The 14,056-nt window shown below is 74.5% G+C and carries 13 protein-coding genes and 1 pseudogene; 2 read left to right on the top strand and 12 right to left on the bottom strand.

Annotated features, from left to right (window positions below; genetic code table 11):
- Positions 1–26: 26 nt before the first annotated feature.
- The 12 genes and pseudogenes from BJ983_RS11080 to BJ983_RS30750 form a co-directional block, all read right to left on the bottom strand.
- Positions 27–1,526: an alpha/beta hydrolase gene (locus BJ983_RS11080; RefSeq protein WP_179793840.1), complete on the bottom strand. Its 1,500-nt coding sequence runs from the start codon at positions 1,524–1,526 to the stop codon at positions 27–29.
- Between the two features lie 315 nt (positions 1,527–1,841).
- Complete coding sequence (locus tag BJ983_RS11075) at positions 1,842–2,906, bottom strand: ATP-dependent DNA ligase (protein ID WP_179793839.1); 1,065 nt, start codon at positions 2,904–2,906, stop codon at positions 1,842–1,844.
- A gap of 28 nt (positions 2,907–2,934) precedes the next feature.
- Positions 2,935–3,537 carry an Asp23/Gls24 family envelope stress response protein gene (locus tag BJ983_RS11070; RefSeq protein WP_179793838.1) on the bottom strand — a complete coding sequence of 201 codons (603 nt, stop codon included), beginning with the start codon at positions 3,535–3,537 and terminating at the stop codon, positions 2,935–2,937.
- Positions 3,534–4,067: a DUF6286 domain-containing protein gene (locus BJ983_RS11065; protein WP_179793837.1), complete on the bottom strand. Its 534-nt coding sequence runs from the start codon at positions 4,065–4,067 to the stop codon at positions 3,534–3,536. The genes BJ983_RS11070 and BJ983_RS11065 overlap by 4 nt, the downstream gene beginning before the upstream one ends.
- Positions 4,067–4,498, bottom strand: a complete 432-nt coding sequence (locus BJ983_RS11060; protein WP_179793836.1) for an Asp23/Gls24 family envelope stress response protein — start codon at positions 4,496–4,498, stop codon at positions 4,067–4,069. The genes BJ983_RS11065 and BJ983_RS11060 overlap by 1 nt, the downstream gene beginning before the upstream one ends.
- Positions 4,495–4,674, bottom strand: coding sequence for a hypothetical protein (locus tag BJ983_RS11055; protein ID WP_018334428.1), 180 nt, complete (start codon positions 4,672–4,674; stop codon positions 4,495–4,497). The genes BJ983_RS11060 and BJ983_RS11055 overlap by 4 nt, the downstream gene beginning before the upstream one ends.
- Before the next feature lie 31 nt (positions 4,675–4,705).
- On the bottom strand, positions 4,706–5,041 hold the full coding sequence (locus BJ983_RS11050) for a hypothetical protein (RefSeq protein WP_179791916.1): 336 nt from the start codon (positions 5,039–5,041) through the stop codon (positions 4,706–4,708).
- Positions 5,038–5,484 (bottom strand): hypothetical protein, encoded by a 447-nt coding sequence (locus BJ983_RS11045; protein ID WP_179793835.1) that lies wholly within the window; start codon positions 5,482–5,484, stop codon positions 5,038–5,040. Before BJ983_RS11045 ends, BJ983_RS11050 begins: the two co-directional genes overlap by 4 nt.
- Positions 5,481–5,966 (bottom strand): Asp23/Gls24 family envelope stress response protein, encoded by a 486-nt coding sequence (locus BJ983_RS11040; RefSeq protein WP_179793834.1) that lies wholly within the window; start codon positions 5,964–5,966, stop codon positions 5,481–5,483. The genes BJ983_RS11045 and BJ983_RS11040 overlap by 4 nt, the downstream gene beginning before the upstream one ends.
- A 115-nt stretch (positions 5,967–6,081) precedes the next feature.
- Positions 6,082–6,825 (bottom strand): pyrimidine reductase family protein, encoded by a 744-nt coding sequence (locus BJ983_RS11035; RefSeq protein WP_179793833.1) that lies wholly within the window; start codon positions 6,823–6,825, stop codon positions 6,082–6,084.
- Entirely contained in the window at positions 6,822–6,950 is a 129-nt protein-coding gene (locus tag BJ983_RS30755; protein WP_179797665.1) for a DUF3072 domain-containing protein, read from the bottom strand. The genes BJ983_RS11035 and BJ983_RS30755 overlap by 4 nt, the downstream gene beginning before the upstream one ends.
- 63 nt (positions 6,951–7,013) lie before the next feature.
- Positions 7,014–7,193, bottom strand: a pseudogene (locus tag BJ983_RS30750) (DUF3072 domain-containing protein); the annotation flags it as partial.
- Between the two features lie 717 nt (positions 7,194–7,910).
- On the opposite strand from BJ983_RS30750, the gene gltB reads away from it, so the two are divergent.
- Both gltB and BJ983_RS11015 read left to right on the top strand, forming a co-directional pair.
- Complete coding sequence (gltB, locus tag BJ983_RS11020; protein ID WP_179793832.1) at positions 7,911–12,593, top strand: glutamate synthase large subunit; 4,683 nt, start codon at positions 7,911–7,913, stop codon at positions 12,591–12,593.
- Positions 12,586–14,049, top strand: a complete 1,464-nt coding sequence (locus BJ983_RS11015; protein ID WP_179793831.1) for a glutamate synthase small subunit — start codon at positions 12,586–12,588, stop codon at positions 14,047–14,049. Before gltB ends, BJ983_RS11015 begins: the two co-directional genes overlap by 8 nt.
- The last annotated feature ends 7 nt before the right edge of the window (positions 14,050–14,056 follow it).

Below are 14,056 nucleotides of genomic sequence, written 5' to 3'. Positions count from 1 at the left end.
CAGGACGTGATCAACACCGGGGTGGATCAGGGCGGACAGACCGTCTCCTCGCGGGGCACGTCCTCCCGCAGGAGGTAGTCGTCCACGATCCCGCTGATGCACGGGGTCGCCGGGTAGGCCCCGTGCCCGGTGCCGAGCCAGGACACGAGGGCGGAGCCCTGCATGCCCGCCGAGACCCGCTGACTCTCCGCCAACGGCACGAGCGGGTCGGCCGAGGTCCCCAGCAGCAGGGTCGGCACGGCCGTGCCGGCGAGCGGGGTCGGCGGGTCGGTCGGCACCGGCCAGGAGGAGCACACCAGCGCCCGCTGCGCGAACCAGCCGCCGAACACGGGGTCGACGCCCCGGGCCCGCGCGGCCGCCTGCGCCACCTGGTCGACGGTCGGCCGCTCCGCCTCGTCGTTGCACGCGGAGACCAGGCCCAGGTCGAACCCGCCGTCGTTCTCGGCCCGATCGGCGAGTGCGAGGACACCCGCGGGGTCGCCGGCGCGGGCGGCGGCCAGCGCCGTGGCGAGGGCGGGCCAGCCGTCGGGGTCGGCGAGGCCCGGCACGAGGACGCTGACCACCGTCCCCGCCGTCACCCGACGTCCCGGGACCGAGCCGGTCGCGCTGGGCGACGCCGGGAGCGGTGCGGTGCGCAGCCGGGCGACGAGGTCCGTCACGGCACCCCGGGGATCGGCCCCGAGCGCGCACCCGGTCGCCACGCAGTTCTGGGCGAACGCGTCGAGGGCCCGGCGGGCGGCGTCGCCCCGCTGGTCGGCGGTGAGGCCGGCGGCGGCGGTCGGGTCGGGCAGCGCGTCGAGGACGAGGCGGCCCTGCTGCTCGGGGTGGTCCTGGGCCCAGCGCGCCAGGGTCGCGGCGCCGCCGCCGAGACCGACGGCGTGCAGCCGGACGGCCCCGAGCGCCCGCCGGACCTGGTCGAGGTCGTCGGCGTCGGTCGCCGTGTCGTACTCGGTGAGGGAGTCCTCGAGCAGCTGGGAACACGTCCGGGCCGCCGTCGCCGCGGCCGCCGCCAGCGGGGCCAGGGCGGCGGGGTCGGCGGCGGCCGGGTCGGCGTCGGCGATCGCGGCCCGGGTGGTGGGCGTGATGCAGTCGACGCCGCCGGCGGCGGCGCCCCGCACGTCGACCCCGTAGAGGGTCCGCCCGTCGAGCAGGTCGGCGGGGGCGCGGGCGGCGAGCCGGACGGCCTGCTCGACCCCGGAGCGCCGACCCGGGTCGCCCAGCACCGCGATCGGCACCGTCGGGGCGTCGGGCGCGGGCCCGAGGGAGACGCGGGTGACGTCGACCTCGGCGGCGCTCGTGACCGACCCGCTCGCGTAGCCGCCGCCCACCGGCACGGTGGCGCACCCCAGCCGCAGGTCCCGTCCGGCGAACACGGCGGCGCCGCCCAGGCGGGCGAGCTGGCCGGCCGTGCAGTCGACGAAGTCGAGCTGGGGTCGGGAGGCGATCAGCGGGGGCAGCAGCGAGGGCGGCGGGGGAGCGGGCGCGGCGCTGCTCGGCGCCGGGGCGGCCGGCTCGTCGCTGTTCACCGTCGCCACGGGCGGCCGCCGGCTGGGACCGACGGCGCACCCGGCGAGCAGCACCGCGAGGAGTGCGACGAGCAGCCAGGCGGACGGCGTCCCCGGACGGGCGCGGCGACGGGGAGGCAGACGGATGGCGGGACCTCTCGGACGGCGGCGGACGACGGCGGACGACGGCGGGCGGGCGGCGGGCAGCCACGACGGCCGGCCGCGCGCCCATGATGCCGGGCGTGCGGTCGACCCGGGGTGAGGGCCCGGCACCGGGGCCGGGCACGACCCGGCGTCCGGACGGTGGGGTCGGCGCCGGGGGTCGGCGCCGGGGGGTCAGCCCGGCGGCAGGATGTCGGCGAGGTCGAAGCTGACCGGACGGTCGAGCTGCTCGTAGGTGCAGGACTCCGGGTCGCGGTCCGGGCGCCAGCGGACGAACTGCGTGGTGTGCCGGAAGCGGTCGCCCTCGAGGTAGTCGTAACGCACCTCGACCACCCGCTCGGGGCGCAGCGGGACGAACGAGAGGTCCTTGCCGGCGTTCCACCGGCTGGTCTCGTTCTTGCGCGGCGTGCGCTCGCCCTGCTCGTGGGCCGCCCAGTTCCACGGGTGCTCGTCGAAGCTGGTCACCAGCGGCTGCAGCTCCGCCATCAGTTCCCGACGCCGGGCCATGGTGAAGGCCCCGACGACGCCGACGCTCGCGAGCGTCCCGTCGGCGGTGTGCAGCCCGAGCAGCAGGGACCCGAGCGCGTCCGGGCCGGACTTGTGCACCCGGTAGCCCGCGACGACGCAGTCCGCGGTGCGCACGTGCTTGATCTTGCTCATCACCCGCTTGTCGGCCTGGTAGGTGAGGTCGGGACGCTTGGCGATGAGTCCGTCCAGCCCCGCCCCCTCGAAGCGCACGAACCAGTCCTGCGCCTCGTCGTGATCGGTGGTCATGGGCGTGACGTGCACCGGGGCGCGGTCGTCGACCACCTCGACGAGCCGGGCGCGGCGTTCGGTGAACGGGCGCCGCGTCAGGTCCTCGTCGCCGACGGCGAGCAGGTCGAAGGCCACGAACGACGCCGGGGTCTGCTCGGAGAGCAGCGTGACCCGCGAGACGGCGGGGTGGATGCGCTGCTGGAGCGCCTCGAAGTCCAGCCCGTGCCCGTCCGGCGTGGCGACGATGATCTCGCCGTCGACCACGCATCGCTCCGGCAGCCGTTCCCGGAGGGCCTCGACCACCTCCGGGAAGTACCGCGTCATCGGCTTGGTGTTGCGGCTGCCGATCTCCACCTCGTCGCCGTCCCGGAAGACGATCGCCCGGAAGCCGTCCCACTTCGGTTCGAAGCACTGGTCGGCCGGGATCGACGTGACGGGCTTGGCCAGCATCGGCAGCACCGGCGGCATCACGGGCAGGTCCACGGCGACAGTCTCCTCCGCCGGTGTCCCGCTACTGCACGCGCGGGCTGTGCGAGGCCGCCGCGTCGAGCTCGAGCCGGACCGCCGTCGGCAGCGCGTCCACCGAGAACGCCTGCCGGGCGCGGGCGAGGACCCGCCCGTCGATGTCGGCCCACACGTCACGGACGTCGGTGCCCTCGACGAGCCAGAGCGACATCCGCAGCGCCGGTCGACGCTCGGTGCCCACCATCCGGACGCGGGCCCGGCTGACGCCGTGGATCGCCTCGGCGTCGTGCCGGACGGCGTCGGCGACGGCGGAGTGGTCCACCGACAGGCGCTCGCCCGGGGTCTCGGAGAGGACGACGTCGGGACGGGGCTCGGGGCGCAGCGACCGGACCGCCCAGACCAGACCGATCACGAGCAGCACGATCCCGGCGGCGATGGCGATCCAGCGGGTCAGGTCGACGTTCTGACCGACCCAGCCGGTGAGCACCGGGTCGAACAGCGGGCGCTGGGCCCGGTTGGACCCGAACACCCCCGCCCCCAGAAGGACCACGAGGACCCCGACGGCGAGCAGGACGAGACCGGAGAGGACGACGAGCGTGCGGTCCCCGGCGGCGGACCGGGCGACGGCGGCCCGGGAGCGGCGGCTCACTTGACCCCCTTGGTGGCGGCGACGGTGACGGAGACCCGGGGGCGGCGGGCGAGCGGGAGACGGCCGAGGGCCTCGTCGACGCGCTCGCGGACCGCGGTCCGGACCTCCTCGGGGGTGTCCAGCGTGCCCGCCCGCACCACGACCTTCTTCGGCGAGGCGACGACCGACGCGGACACGACGTCGGAGTGCGACCGCACCTCGTGGCCGACCGCGCGGGCCAGCGAACGGGGCGAGGTGGTCACGGTGACCTCGGGGACCGGCTCGGTGAGGGTCACGTCGTGGCGGCGCGCCACGAGGCCGACCAGCAGCACCAGCAGGCCGACGACGCCGACCCCGATCGCCACGCCGCGCACGGCGGCCGACGACCAGGTCAGGCCCGCGAGGGCCGCCTGCCAGGTGGGCCAGGGCACGACCAGCGGCGACGACGAGGGGGCGACCCAGGCGACGATCACCTCGAGGGCGGTCAGGACGCCGACGGCGGCCACGAGCAGACCGAGCAGCGGCGAGAGCAGCCGCAGGACGACGCGCATCACTGGACCCGGGAGGTCGGGGCCGGGGGACCGGCCGGGACGGACAGGGCGGATACGGTCACGTCGAGCGAGCGCACGGCGTACCCGGTGAGCGTCTGCACGCGTTCGCGGACGTTGCCGCGGACCGCGTCGACCGTGAGGGCGATCGGGGCCGGGTAGGCCAGCGGGACCTCGAGCCGCACGTCGACCTGGTCGCCGTAGCCCGACACCTTCGCCGACGCCCCGGCCTCGCCGAAGCCCAGCCCGGCGACGCGCCGCTCCGTGCGCACCGTGCCCTCGGTGGAGTCGGCGGCGTGCTCGGCGATGCGCCGCACGACACCGAACGCGATGTCGAGCCGTCCGCGCCCGCCGGCCTCGTCGTCCGCGGCGGGCGCGGTCGACGGCGTGACGACCGGGACGGGCGTGGTGGCGTCCGAGGCCGGGCTGCTCATCGGTCGCGACCGCGGCCGGTGAACTGCGTGATGTCGAGCTCGCCGTCGAGCACGCGGCCCACGACCAGACCGAGGATGCCGAGGACGAGGGCGATGAAGAACCCGACGAGACCGCCGGCGGCGGCGGCGACGCCGAGCAGGAGGCCGACGAACAGGCCGGCCGTGGTGGCACTCATGGTGTGCTCCCGTGTTCGAGGGTGGGACGGGTCAGACGACCCGGCGGGTACGGACCGGGTTCAGGGGCGCGCGGCCCAGCCAGCGGCGGCCGGCCCGCAGGGTGCGGGGGACGACGTGGCCGGACACCGCGACGATCGGGGCGTCGAGCCGGGGGTCGTCCTCCGCGATCGACCAGCGCGACGCTGCGTCGGTCCGGGCGTCGGAGGGGCGGCCGTCGTCCGCGGCCGGGACGACCTCGAACGGCGAGCGTCCGGCGCGGAAGGCCGCCAGACCCCGGCGGAAGACCTCCGGGTCGCCCCCGACGTCGGGATGGTGCCGACGGACGAAGGCCCGGAACTCGGCGGCCGGGGTCGGGGCGGCGTTCACGGTGTCGCGTGGCCGGCGGTGGCTGCGGATCCGACCGGATCGGTGGGGTCGGCGAGGTCGGTGACGACCACGTCCACCCGGCGCGCCCCGGTCTCGGCGGCCACCAGGGCGCGCAGCGCCTCGGCGGTCGGCCGCACCCGCGCCCCGAGGCGGAGCACCACGCTCACCCGGGTCGGCTCGTCGCCGTCGCCGAGTGCGACGCCGAGGAGCCGGCGGCCGGGCAGGTAGGTGGCGATGGCGCCGAAGGTGCCGCCGGAGAGCCGGACGACGTCGGGGTGCGCCAGCAGCGCCCCGGCCACGCGCTCGGAGAGCGTGCCGAGCCCGGGCGCGTCGGCGGACCCGGGGGACACGGCGCGGATCCCCGCGGCGGTGCCCGACGGCGGGCCGGCCGGCGGGACGGCGCCGCTGCCGACGGCCGGGCCCCGCCCGGCGGGGCCGGTCACTCGACCCGCGAGGTCGGGGCGGGCGCGGGCGCGGAGTCGTCCTCGTCGCCGGGCAGGTGGATGTCGTTGACGGCGATGTTGACCTCGATGACCTCGAGACCGGTCATCTGCTCGACGGCGCCGATGACGTTGCGGCGGACCGCGCGGGCGAGCTCGACGATGCCCGCGCCGTACTCGACGACGATGTCGAGGTCGATCGCGGCCTGCTTCTCGCCGACCTCGACCTGCACGCCGGCGGACTGCGACGTGCCGCTGCCACCGGGGATCCGCTCGCGGATGGCACCGAAGGCGCGGGAGACGCCGCCGCCCATGGAGTAGACGCCGGAGACCTCGCGGGCGGCGATCCCGGCGATCTTCTGCACCACGCCGGACGCGATCGTGGTCTTGCCCTGCCCCGAGTCGTCGGCGAGGCGGGCGGGGTTCGCGCCACCGGTCCGCGGCGCGGCCGGCGTGGAGATGGCCGAGTCGGAAGGGGTCGTCATGAGGGCGCTCCTCTGCGCAGGCATCGGGTGGCGGCCGTGCGCCGCCGTGGGCGTCGACCGCTGTGCGCGGCGACTACCCGTCCGACGCCACACGCCGGGTGACCCTCACGCATTGTCACTCGAACGGACCAACGGCGTATCGCAGGAGCAGTCCGTCGTCGTGGGCGAGGGCGGAGGTCAGCCGCATCGGGAGCGGGACCGGCAGGTCGGGACCGGCCAGGATGCGACCCGGTCCGGCGCCCACGAGGCTCGGCGCGAGCGACAGGCAGAGCTCGTCGACCAGCCCGGCCGCCGCGAAGGCACCGAACAGGGTGGGCCCGCCCTCGCACAGCACCCGTCCCAGCCCGCGGGCGGCGAGCGCGTCGAGCACCGCGGCGGGGGAGAGGTCGCCCGCGTCGACGACCTCCGCGGCGTCGCCGTGGCGCCGGCGGGCCGTGTCGGCGGCCGCCGTGGTGGTCACGACGAGCGGGGGCACGGAGGTGTCGGTGAACAGTGCAGCCGCCGGGTCGAGGGCCGGAGAGGCCGTGACCACCGCCACGGGCGGCACCGCGGCCTGCCCCCGCGCCCGCCGCCGCTCCTGTACGGCGGCGGAGGTCCGTGCCCCCCGGTAGTCCTCGGCGCGCACGGTGCCCGACCCGGCGAGGACGACGTCGGCCAGCTCGCGGAGCAGGCCGAACACCGCCCGGTCGCCCGGGGCGTCCAGGCCTGCGGAGCGACCGTCGACGCTGACGGCCCCGTCCGCGCTCGCCGCGAAGTTCACGCGGACGAACGGGCGGTGCGCCGGGTAGGCGTACAGCTCCGCCAGCGCCGAGCGGTCCAGCTCCCCGGCGGGACCGCCGGGCGGCCAGACGTGCCTCACTCCTGCGTGCGCTTCTGCAGGTCGTCGATGGCGCGGGAGGCCTGCGACTTCGTCAGGTCGGCCGGCGGCTCCTCGCCCGCCCGCTGGGCCAGGGTCTCCAGGTAGCTGGCCTGCGGCCCGGTCATCGGCTCGTCGCCGGTGACCCACTCCCCGGTCGGCCGCTCCTGCCGGTTCGAGTCGGCCGAGCCCTGCAGCCGCTCGATCTCGTCGGAGGCCTGCGCCTTCGTCAGGTCGGAGGGCGGCTCCTCGCCCGCCTGCTGGGCCAGGGTCTCCAGGTAGCTGGCCTGCGGGCCGGTCATCGGCTCGTCGCCGGTGACCCAGTTCGCCGGGTCCTTCTCCGCGGCGGACCCCTCGCCCTGCTGCTTCACCTCGTGCGGATCCGGAGCTGTGACGCCCGTGTGACGGGCGGGGTCTTGGCCGGACGGCGTGTCGCCCGGCAGACTGTCCCGCGTGTCGGTCTCGCTCATGATGATGGCTCCCGGGTTCTCGGCCGTCGTACGGCGTGGTCGGCTGGCGACGGGTGATGATCGGACGGGTCGACACAGACCCGCCGGGCGATCGAACACCCGTTCGACACGGTAGCGGCATACCCCGACACCGGGGTCCCGATACCCGACGGACCCCGCAGATCGGGCTGCGGTGTCCACGGTCGGACGACCGGGACCGGCCACCGGCCGCGGTGACCCCGCGCGGCGGGCCGGAGGTCTCCGCCCCTGCACCGTCCTCCGCACGACCACATCCCACCCCGTTCGTGACAGCGTCGTCACGGGCCGGTGGCGGCGGGGAGGCGGGATCGTTGCCGGAACGTGGCGATCAGCACGATTCGAATCGGTGGCCGACGGGTGCGCCCGGCGATCACCACCGTTAACGTCGTGTTGCTTCGGCCACCACACGGCCACGACGTCCGGCGCGGGCCGCACGGACGCGTCCCGGCCGCCGGAGCCGGCCCGATCCCACCGACCTGCGCCCGCTCCCGGGCGGCACCAGCGTGCCGCCCACCGACCCACCCCGGGGACACCCGGCGCCGCCCCGCGGACCCACCGCGGCGCGACGACCACCACACGACGACGGGAGGGCACGAGGCCGTGACCATCACCTCCGGGGCTGCCGCCGAGGGCGCCGCCGCCAGCACGACCCCTGCGACCCCAGCCGCCGGCGCCACCACCACGGCGCCCCGCCAGGGGCTCTACGACCCGGCCCACGAGCACGACGCCTGCGGGGTCTCCTTCGTCGCCGACATCGCCGGTCGCCGCGACCACGGCATCGTCGCCAAGGGGCTGACGGCGCTGATCAACCTCGAGCACCGCGGGGCCCGCGGGGCCGAGCACGCGACCGGGGACGGCGCGGGCATCCTCATCCAGCTCCCGGACGGCCTCTACCGCCCGGTGCTCGCCGAGCAGGGCGTGACGCTGCCGCCCGTCGGCCGGTACGCGGCCGGCGTGGCCTTCCTGCCCGCGGACCCGGACCGGGCCGCCGAGGCGGTGGCCATCGTGGAGCGGCTCGCCGCCGAGGAGGGCGTCGAGGTCCTCGCCTGGCGCGACCTGCCGGTCGACCCGGACGGGGCGGGGATCGGCCCGACCGCGCGCGAGGTCATGCCGACCTTCCGTCAGCTCTTCATCGGGCTCCCGCAGGACGTGGAGACGGTCGTCGACACGCCGAACGCGGGCGACGACGAGGCCGGGATCGAGCTCACCATGGAGCGCCGCGCCTTCGCGCTGCGCAAGCGCACCGAGCACGAGACTGCCGCCACGGGCTGCGAGACGTACTTCCCCTCGCTCTCGAGCCGCACCGTGGTCTACAAGGGCATGCTCGCCGAGGAGCAGCTCGGACCGTTCTACGCCGACCTGACCGACCAGCGGACCACCAGCTCGATCGCGCTGGTGCACAGCCGGTTCTCCACGAACACCTTCCCGGCGTGGGGCCTCGCGCACCCGTACCGCTACCTCGCCCACAACGGCGAGATCAACACGCTGCGCGGCAACCGCAACTGGATGCGGGCGCGGGAGTCGATGCTCTCGACCGGGGCCTTCTCCAAGTACGACATGGACCGGCTGTTCCCCATCGTCACGCCGGGGGCCAGCGACTCGGCCAGCTTCGACGAGGTCCTCGAGCTGCTGCACCTCGGCGGCCGGTCGCTGCCGCACGCCGTGCTGATGATGATCCCGGAGGCGTGGGAGAACCACACCGAGATGGACCCGGCCCGCCGGGCCTTCTACCGCTACCACTCCACCCTCATGGAGGCCTGGGACGGGCCCGCGCTCGCGGCCTTCACCGACGGCTCCGTCATCGGCGCCGTGCTCGACCGCAACGGTCTGCGCCCGGCGCGGTACTGGGTGACCGAGGACGGCCTGGTCGTCCTCGGCTCCGAGGTCGGCGTGCTCGACATCGAGCCCTCCGCCGTCGTCCGGAAGGGCCGGCTCGAGCCGGGCCGCATGTTCCTCGTCGACACCGTCGGACGGCGCATCGTCGACGACGACGAGATCAAGGGCGAGCTCGCGGCCGAGCACCCCTACGGCGAGTGGCTGCACGCCGGGATGATCGAGCTGGCCGACCTGCCGGCCCGCCACCGCGTGCCGTTCGACCACGACGTGCTGGTCCGCCGGCAGCAGACCTTCGGCTACACCGGCGAGGAGCTCACGCTGCTCCTGCGCCCGATGGCCACCGGGGGCGCCGAGGCCACCGGTTCGATGGGCAACGACGCGCCGCTCGCGGCCTTCTCCAGCCGCAGCCGGTCGCTGTTCGACTACTTCACGCAGCTGTTCGCGCAGGTGACCAACCCGCCGCTGGACGCCTACCGCGAGGAGCTCGTCACCTCGCTGCAGGTCCAGCTCGGCTCCGAGACCAACCTGCTCGAGGTCTCGCCCGCGTCCTGCCGGCGCGTGGTCCTGCCCCTGCCGGTCATCGACGACGACGAGCTCGCGCAGCTGGTCGGGATCAACGACGACGGGAACCTGCCCGGCTTCGCCCCGCACGTGGTGTCCGGGCTCTACGAGGCCTCCGGCGGCGGGGACGCGCTGCGCGGCCGGCTCGCCGAGATCCGCGCGGAGGTCTCGTCGGCGATCGCCGAGGGCGCCCGCGTGATCATCCTGTCCGACCGCAACTCCGACGGTCGGTTCGCGCCGATCCCGTCGCTGCTGCTCACCGGGGCCGTGCACCAGCACCTCGTCCGGGAGAAGACCCGGACGCGGGTCGACCTCGTCGTCGAGGCGGGCGACGTCCGCGAGACCCACCACGTCTCGCTGCTGCTCGGGTACGGCGCCTCGGCGGTCAACCCGTACCTGGCCCTGGACTCCGTCGCCGACCTCATCGACCGCGGCGTGATCACCGGCGTCGGCGTGCCCACCGCCACCCGCAACGTGGTGGAGGCGCTGGCCAAGGGCGTCCGCAAGATCATGAGCAAGATGGGCGTCTCGACGGTCGCGTCCTACATCGGCGCCCAGATCTTCGAGGCGATCGGGCTCGGCGACGAGGTCGTGGAGGACTGCTTCGCCGGCACCACCTCCCGCCTGGGCGGCATCGGCTACGACGTCCTCGCCGAGGAGGTCGCACTGCGCCACCGGGTGGCGTGGCCGGCCGACGGCGTGCACGCCGCGCACCGCGAGCTCGTGGTCGGCGGCGAGTACCAGTGGCGCCGCGAGGGCGAGCTGCACGTGTTCAACCCGCACACGGTCTTCAAGCTGCAGCACTCCACGCGCACCCAGAACTACGACACGTTCAAGGAGTACACGCGCGCCGTCGACGAGCAGTCGAGCGCGCTGCTGACCCTGCGCGGCCTGTTCGGGTTCAAGGACGGCGAGCGCACGCCGGTGCCGATCGAGGAGGTCGAGCCGGTCTCCGCGATCGTCAAGCGGTTCAACACCGGGGCCATCTCCTACGGGTCGATCTCGCAGGAGATGCACGAGGTCCTCGCGATCGCGATGAATCGTCTCGGCGGCCGCTCGAACACCGGCGAGGGCGGGGAGGACCCGTCGCGGTTCACCCGCGACCCCAGCGGGGACTCGCGCCGCTCCGCCGTCAAGCAGGTGGCCTCCGGGCGCTTCGGCGTCACGAGCGAGTACCTGGTCAACGCCGACGACATCCAGATCAAGATCGCGCAGGGCGCCAAGCCCGGCGAGGGCGGGCAGCTGCCCGGCCACAAGGTCTACCCCTGGATCGCGAAGACCCGCTTCTCGACGGCGGGCGTGGGCCTGATCAGTCCGCCGCCGCACCACGACATCTACTCGATCGAGGACATCGCCCAGCTCATCCACGACCTCAAGAACGCCAACGACCGCGCCCGGATCCACGTCAAGCTGGTCTCGCAGGTCGGGGTCGGCACCGTCGCGGCGGGCGTGTCCAAGGCCAAGGCCGACGTCGTGCTGATCTCCGGGCACGACGGCGGGACCGGGGCCTCGCCGTTGTCGTCGATCAAGCACGCGGGCGGGCCGTGGGAGCTCGGCCTGGCCGAGACCCAGCAGACGCTGCTGCTCAACGGCCTGCGCGACCGGATCGTGGTGCAGACCGACGGTCAGCTCAAGACCGGCCGTGACGTCATGATCGCGGCGCTGCTGGGCGCCGAGGAGTACGGCTTCGCGACCGCCCCGCTGGTGGTCTCGGGCTGCATCATGATGCGGGTCTGTCACCTCGACACCTGCCCGGTCGGCGTCGCGACGCAGAACCCGAAGCTGCGCGCGAAGTTCGACGGCAAGGCCGACTACGTCGTCGCCTTCATGGAGTTCATCGCCCAGGAGGTGCGCGAGCACCTCGCGGCGCTGGGCTTCCGGTCGCTCGAGGAGGCGATCGGTCACACCGAGGTGCTCGACACCCGGGCGGCCGAGTCGCACTGGAAGGCCGAGGGCCTCGACCTCGCGCCGATCCTGCACCGGCCCGAGCTGCGCGGGTCCTTCGCCGAGCAGACGCTGTACTGCTCGAAGAGCCAGGACCACGGCCTCGACAAGGCGCTCGACCACACCCTGATCCAGCTCGCCGAGGGCGCGCTGGCCGACGGGTCGCCGGTGCGCCTCGAGCTGCCGGTGCGCAACGTCAACCGCACCGTCGGGACGATGCTCGGGACCGAGGTGACGCGGCGCTTCGGCGGCGCGGGCCTGCCCGCCGACACCATCGACGTGACGTTCACCGGGTCCGGCGGTCAGTCGTTCGGGGCGTTCCTGCCGCGCGGGGTGACCCTGCGGCTGGTCGGCGACACGAACGACTTCTGCGGGAAGGGGCTCTCCGGCGGTCGCATCAGCGTGCGGCCGCACCCGGACTCCCGGCTGGTGGCCGAGGACAACATCGTCGCCGGCAACGTCATCGCCTACGGCGCCACCGAGGGCGAGATCTTCCTGCGCGGGAAGGTCGGCGAGCGCTTCTGCGTCCGCAACTCCGGGGCGCACGCCGTGGTCGAGGGCGTGGGCGACCACGGTTGCGAGTACATGACCGGGGGACGTGCGGTCATCCTCGGTCCGATCGGCCGGAACTTCGCCGCCGGCATGTCCGGGGGCGTCGCCTACGTGCTCGACCTGCCCGAGCAGCGGGTGAACCACCAGATGGTGGAGCTGGAGGTGCCGACCGCCTCCGACCTCGAGGAGCTCAAGGTCCTCGTCGAGAAGCACTACGCGGCGACCGACTCCGCCGTCGCGCACGGGCTGCTCACCGACTGGGAGGCCGCGACGATGCGGTTCACCAAGGTGATGCCCGTGGACTTCAAGCGGGTCCTGGAGGCGACCGCCGACGCCGAGCGCGACGGTCGTGACGTCAACGACGCGATCATGGAGGCGGCTCGTGGCTGACCCCCGGGGTTTCATGACGACCGGCCGCGAGCTGCCCCGCCGCCGGCCCGTCGACCTGCGCCTAAAGGACTGGCACGAGGTCTACGAGGAGCTCAACGAGACGACGCTCAAGAAGCAGGCCGGGCGCTGCATGGACTGCGGCATCCCGTTCTGCCACCAGGGGTGCCCGCTCGGGAACATGATCCCGGAGTGGAACGACCTGGTGTGGCGCGACGACTGGTCGGAGGCCATCGAGCGCCTGCACGCCACCAACAACTTCCCGGAGTTCACCGGGACGCTGTGCCCCGCCCCGTGCGAGGCGGCGTGCGTGCTCGGGATCAACTCGGACCCGGTGACCATCAAGCAGGTCGAGATCGAGATCATCGACCGCGCCTGGGAGGAGGGCTGGGTCCGCCCGGAGCTCCCCGAGACCAAGACCGGCTTCTTCGTCGCCGTCATCGGCTCCGGGCCGTCGGGCCTCGCCACCGCCCAGCAGCTCACCCGGGCCGGGCACGACGTGACGGTCTACGAGAAGGCCGACCGCATCGGCGGCCTGCTGCGCTACGGCATCCCCGAGTTCAAAATGGAGAAGCGGCGGCTCGACCGTCGGCTCGGTCAGATGGCCGCCGAGGGCACGCGGTTCGTCGCGGGCGTCGAGGTCGGCGGCGCCGGACCGCACGACATCACGGTGGCCGAGCTGCAGGAGCGGTTCGACGCGATCGTGCTCGCGGTCGGGGCCACGGCGTGGCGCGACCTGCCCATCCCGGGCCGGGAGAACCACGGCGTGCACCAGGCGATGGAGTACCTCCCGCCGTCGAACCGGGTGCAGCAGGGCGACTACTCGCGCTCGGACATCGACGCCGAGGGCAAGCACGTCGTCGTGATCGGCGGCGGGGACACCGGCGCGGACTGCGTCGGCACCGCGCACCGGCAGGGCGCCGCGTCGGTGACCCAGCTCGAGATCATGCCGATCCCGCCGGCCGACCGCCCCGCCAGCAACCCGTGGCCGACCTACCCGGCGGTCTTCCGGGTGTCCTCGGCCCACGAGGAGGGCGGCGAGCGGCTGTTCTCGGTGAACACCGAGGAGTTCCTCGGCGACGAGCACGGCACCCTGCGGGCGCTCAAGCTCGTCGACGTGCAGCGGGTCGAGGGCAAGTTCCAGCCCGTCGAGGGCAGTGAGCGCGAGATCCCGGCCGACCTGGTGTTCCTCGCGATGGGCTTCCTCGGCCCGCAGCGCGAGGGGCTGGTCGAGGCGCTCGGGGTCGAGCTCGACGAGCGCGGCAACGTCGTCCGGAACGCGTCCTACGAGACCTCGGTGCCGAACGTGTTCGTCGCCGGCGACGCCGGGCGCGGGCAGTCGCTCATCGTCTGGGCGATCGCCGAGGGCCGCTCCGCCGCCCGCGGGGTCGACGAGAAGTTGACGGGGCGCACCGTGCTCCCGCGGCCGATCAACCCGGGGGACCGCGCGTTCGCCTGATCGGCGG

It is taken from the genome of Actinomycetospora corticicola, from assembly GCF_013409505.1.
GTDB lineage: Bacteria > Actinomycetota > Actinomycetes > Mycobacteriales > Pseudonocardiaceae > Actinomycetospora > Actinomycetospora corticicola.
This window is presented reverse-complemented; position numbering and strand designations above follow the sequence as displayed.

Excerpts from the sequence above, each read along its gene's own strand:
- BJ983_RS11065 (WP_179793837.1), bottom strand. The coding sequence starts at position 4,067 with ATGCGCGTCGTCCTGCGGCTGCTCTCGCCGCTGCTCGGTCTGCTCGTG.
- BJ983_RS11060 (WP_179793836.1), bottom strand. The coding sequence starts at position 4,498 with ATGAGCAGCCCGGCCTCGGACGCCACCACGCCCGTCCCGGTCGTCACG.
- BJ983_RS11055 (WP_018334428.1), bottom strand. The coding sequence starts at position 4,674 with ATGAGTGCCACCACGGCCGGCCTGTTCGTCGGCCTCCTGCTCGGCGTC.
- BJ983_RS11040 (WP_179793834.1), bottom strand. The coding sequence starts at position 5,966 with ATGACGACCCCTTCCGACTCGGCCATCTCCACGCCGGCCGCGCCGCGG.
- BJ983_RS30755 (WP_179797665.1), bottom strand. The coding sequence starts at position 6,950 with ATGACCGGGCCGCAGGCCAGCTACCTGGAGACCCTGGCCCAGCGGGCG.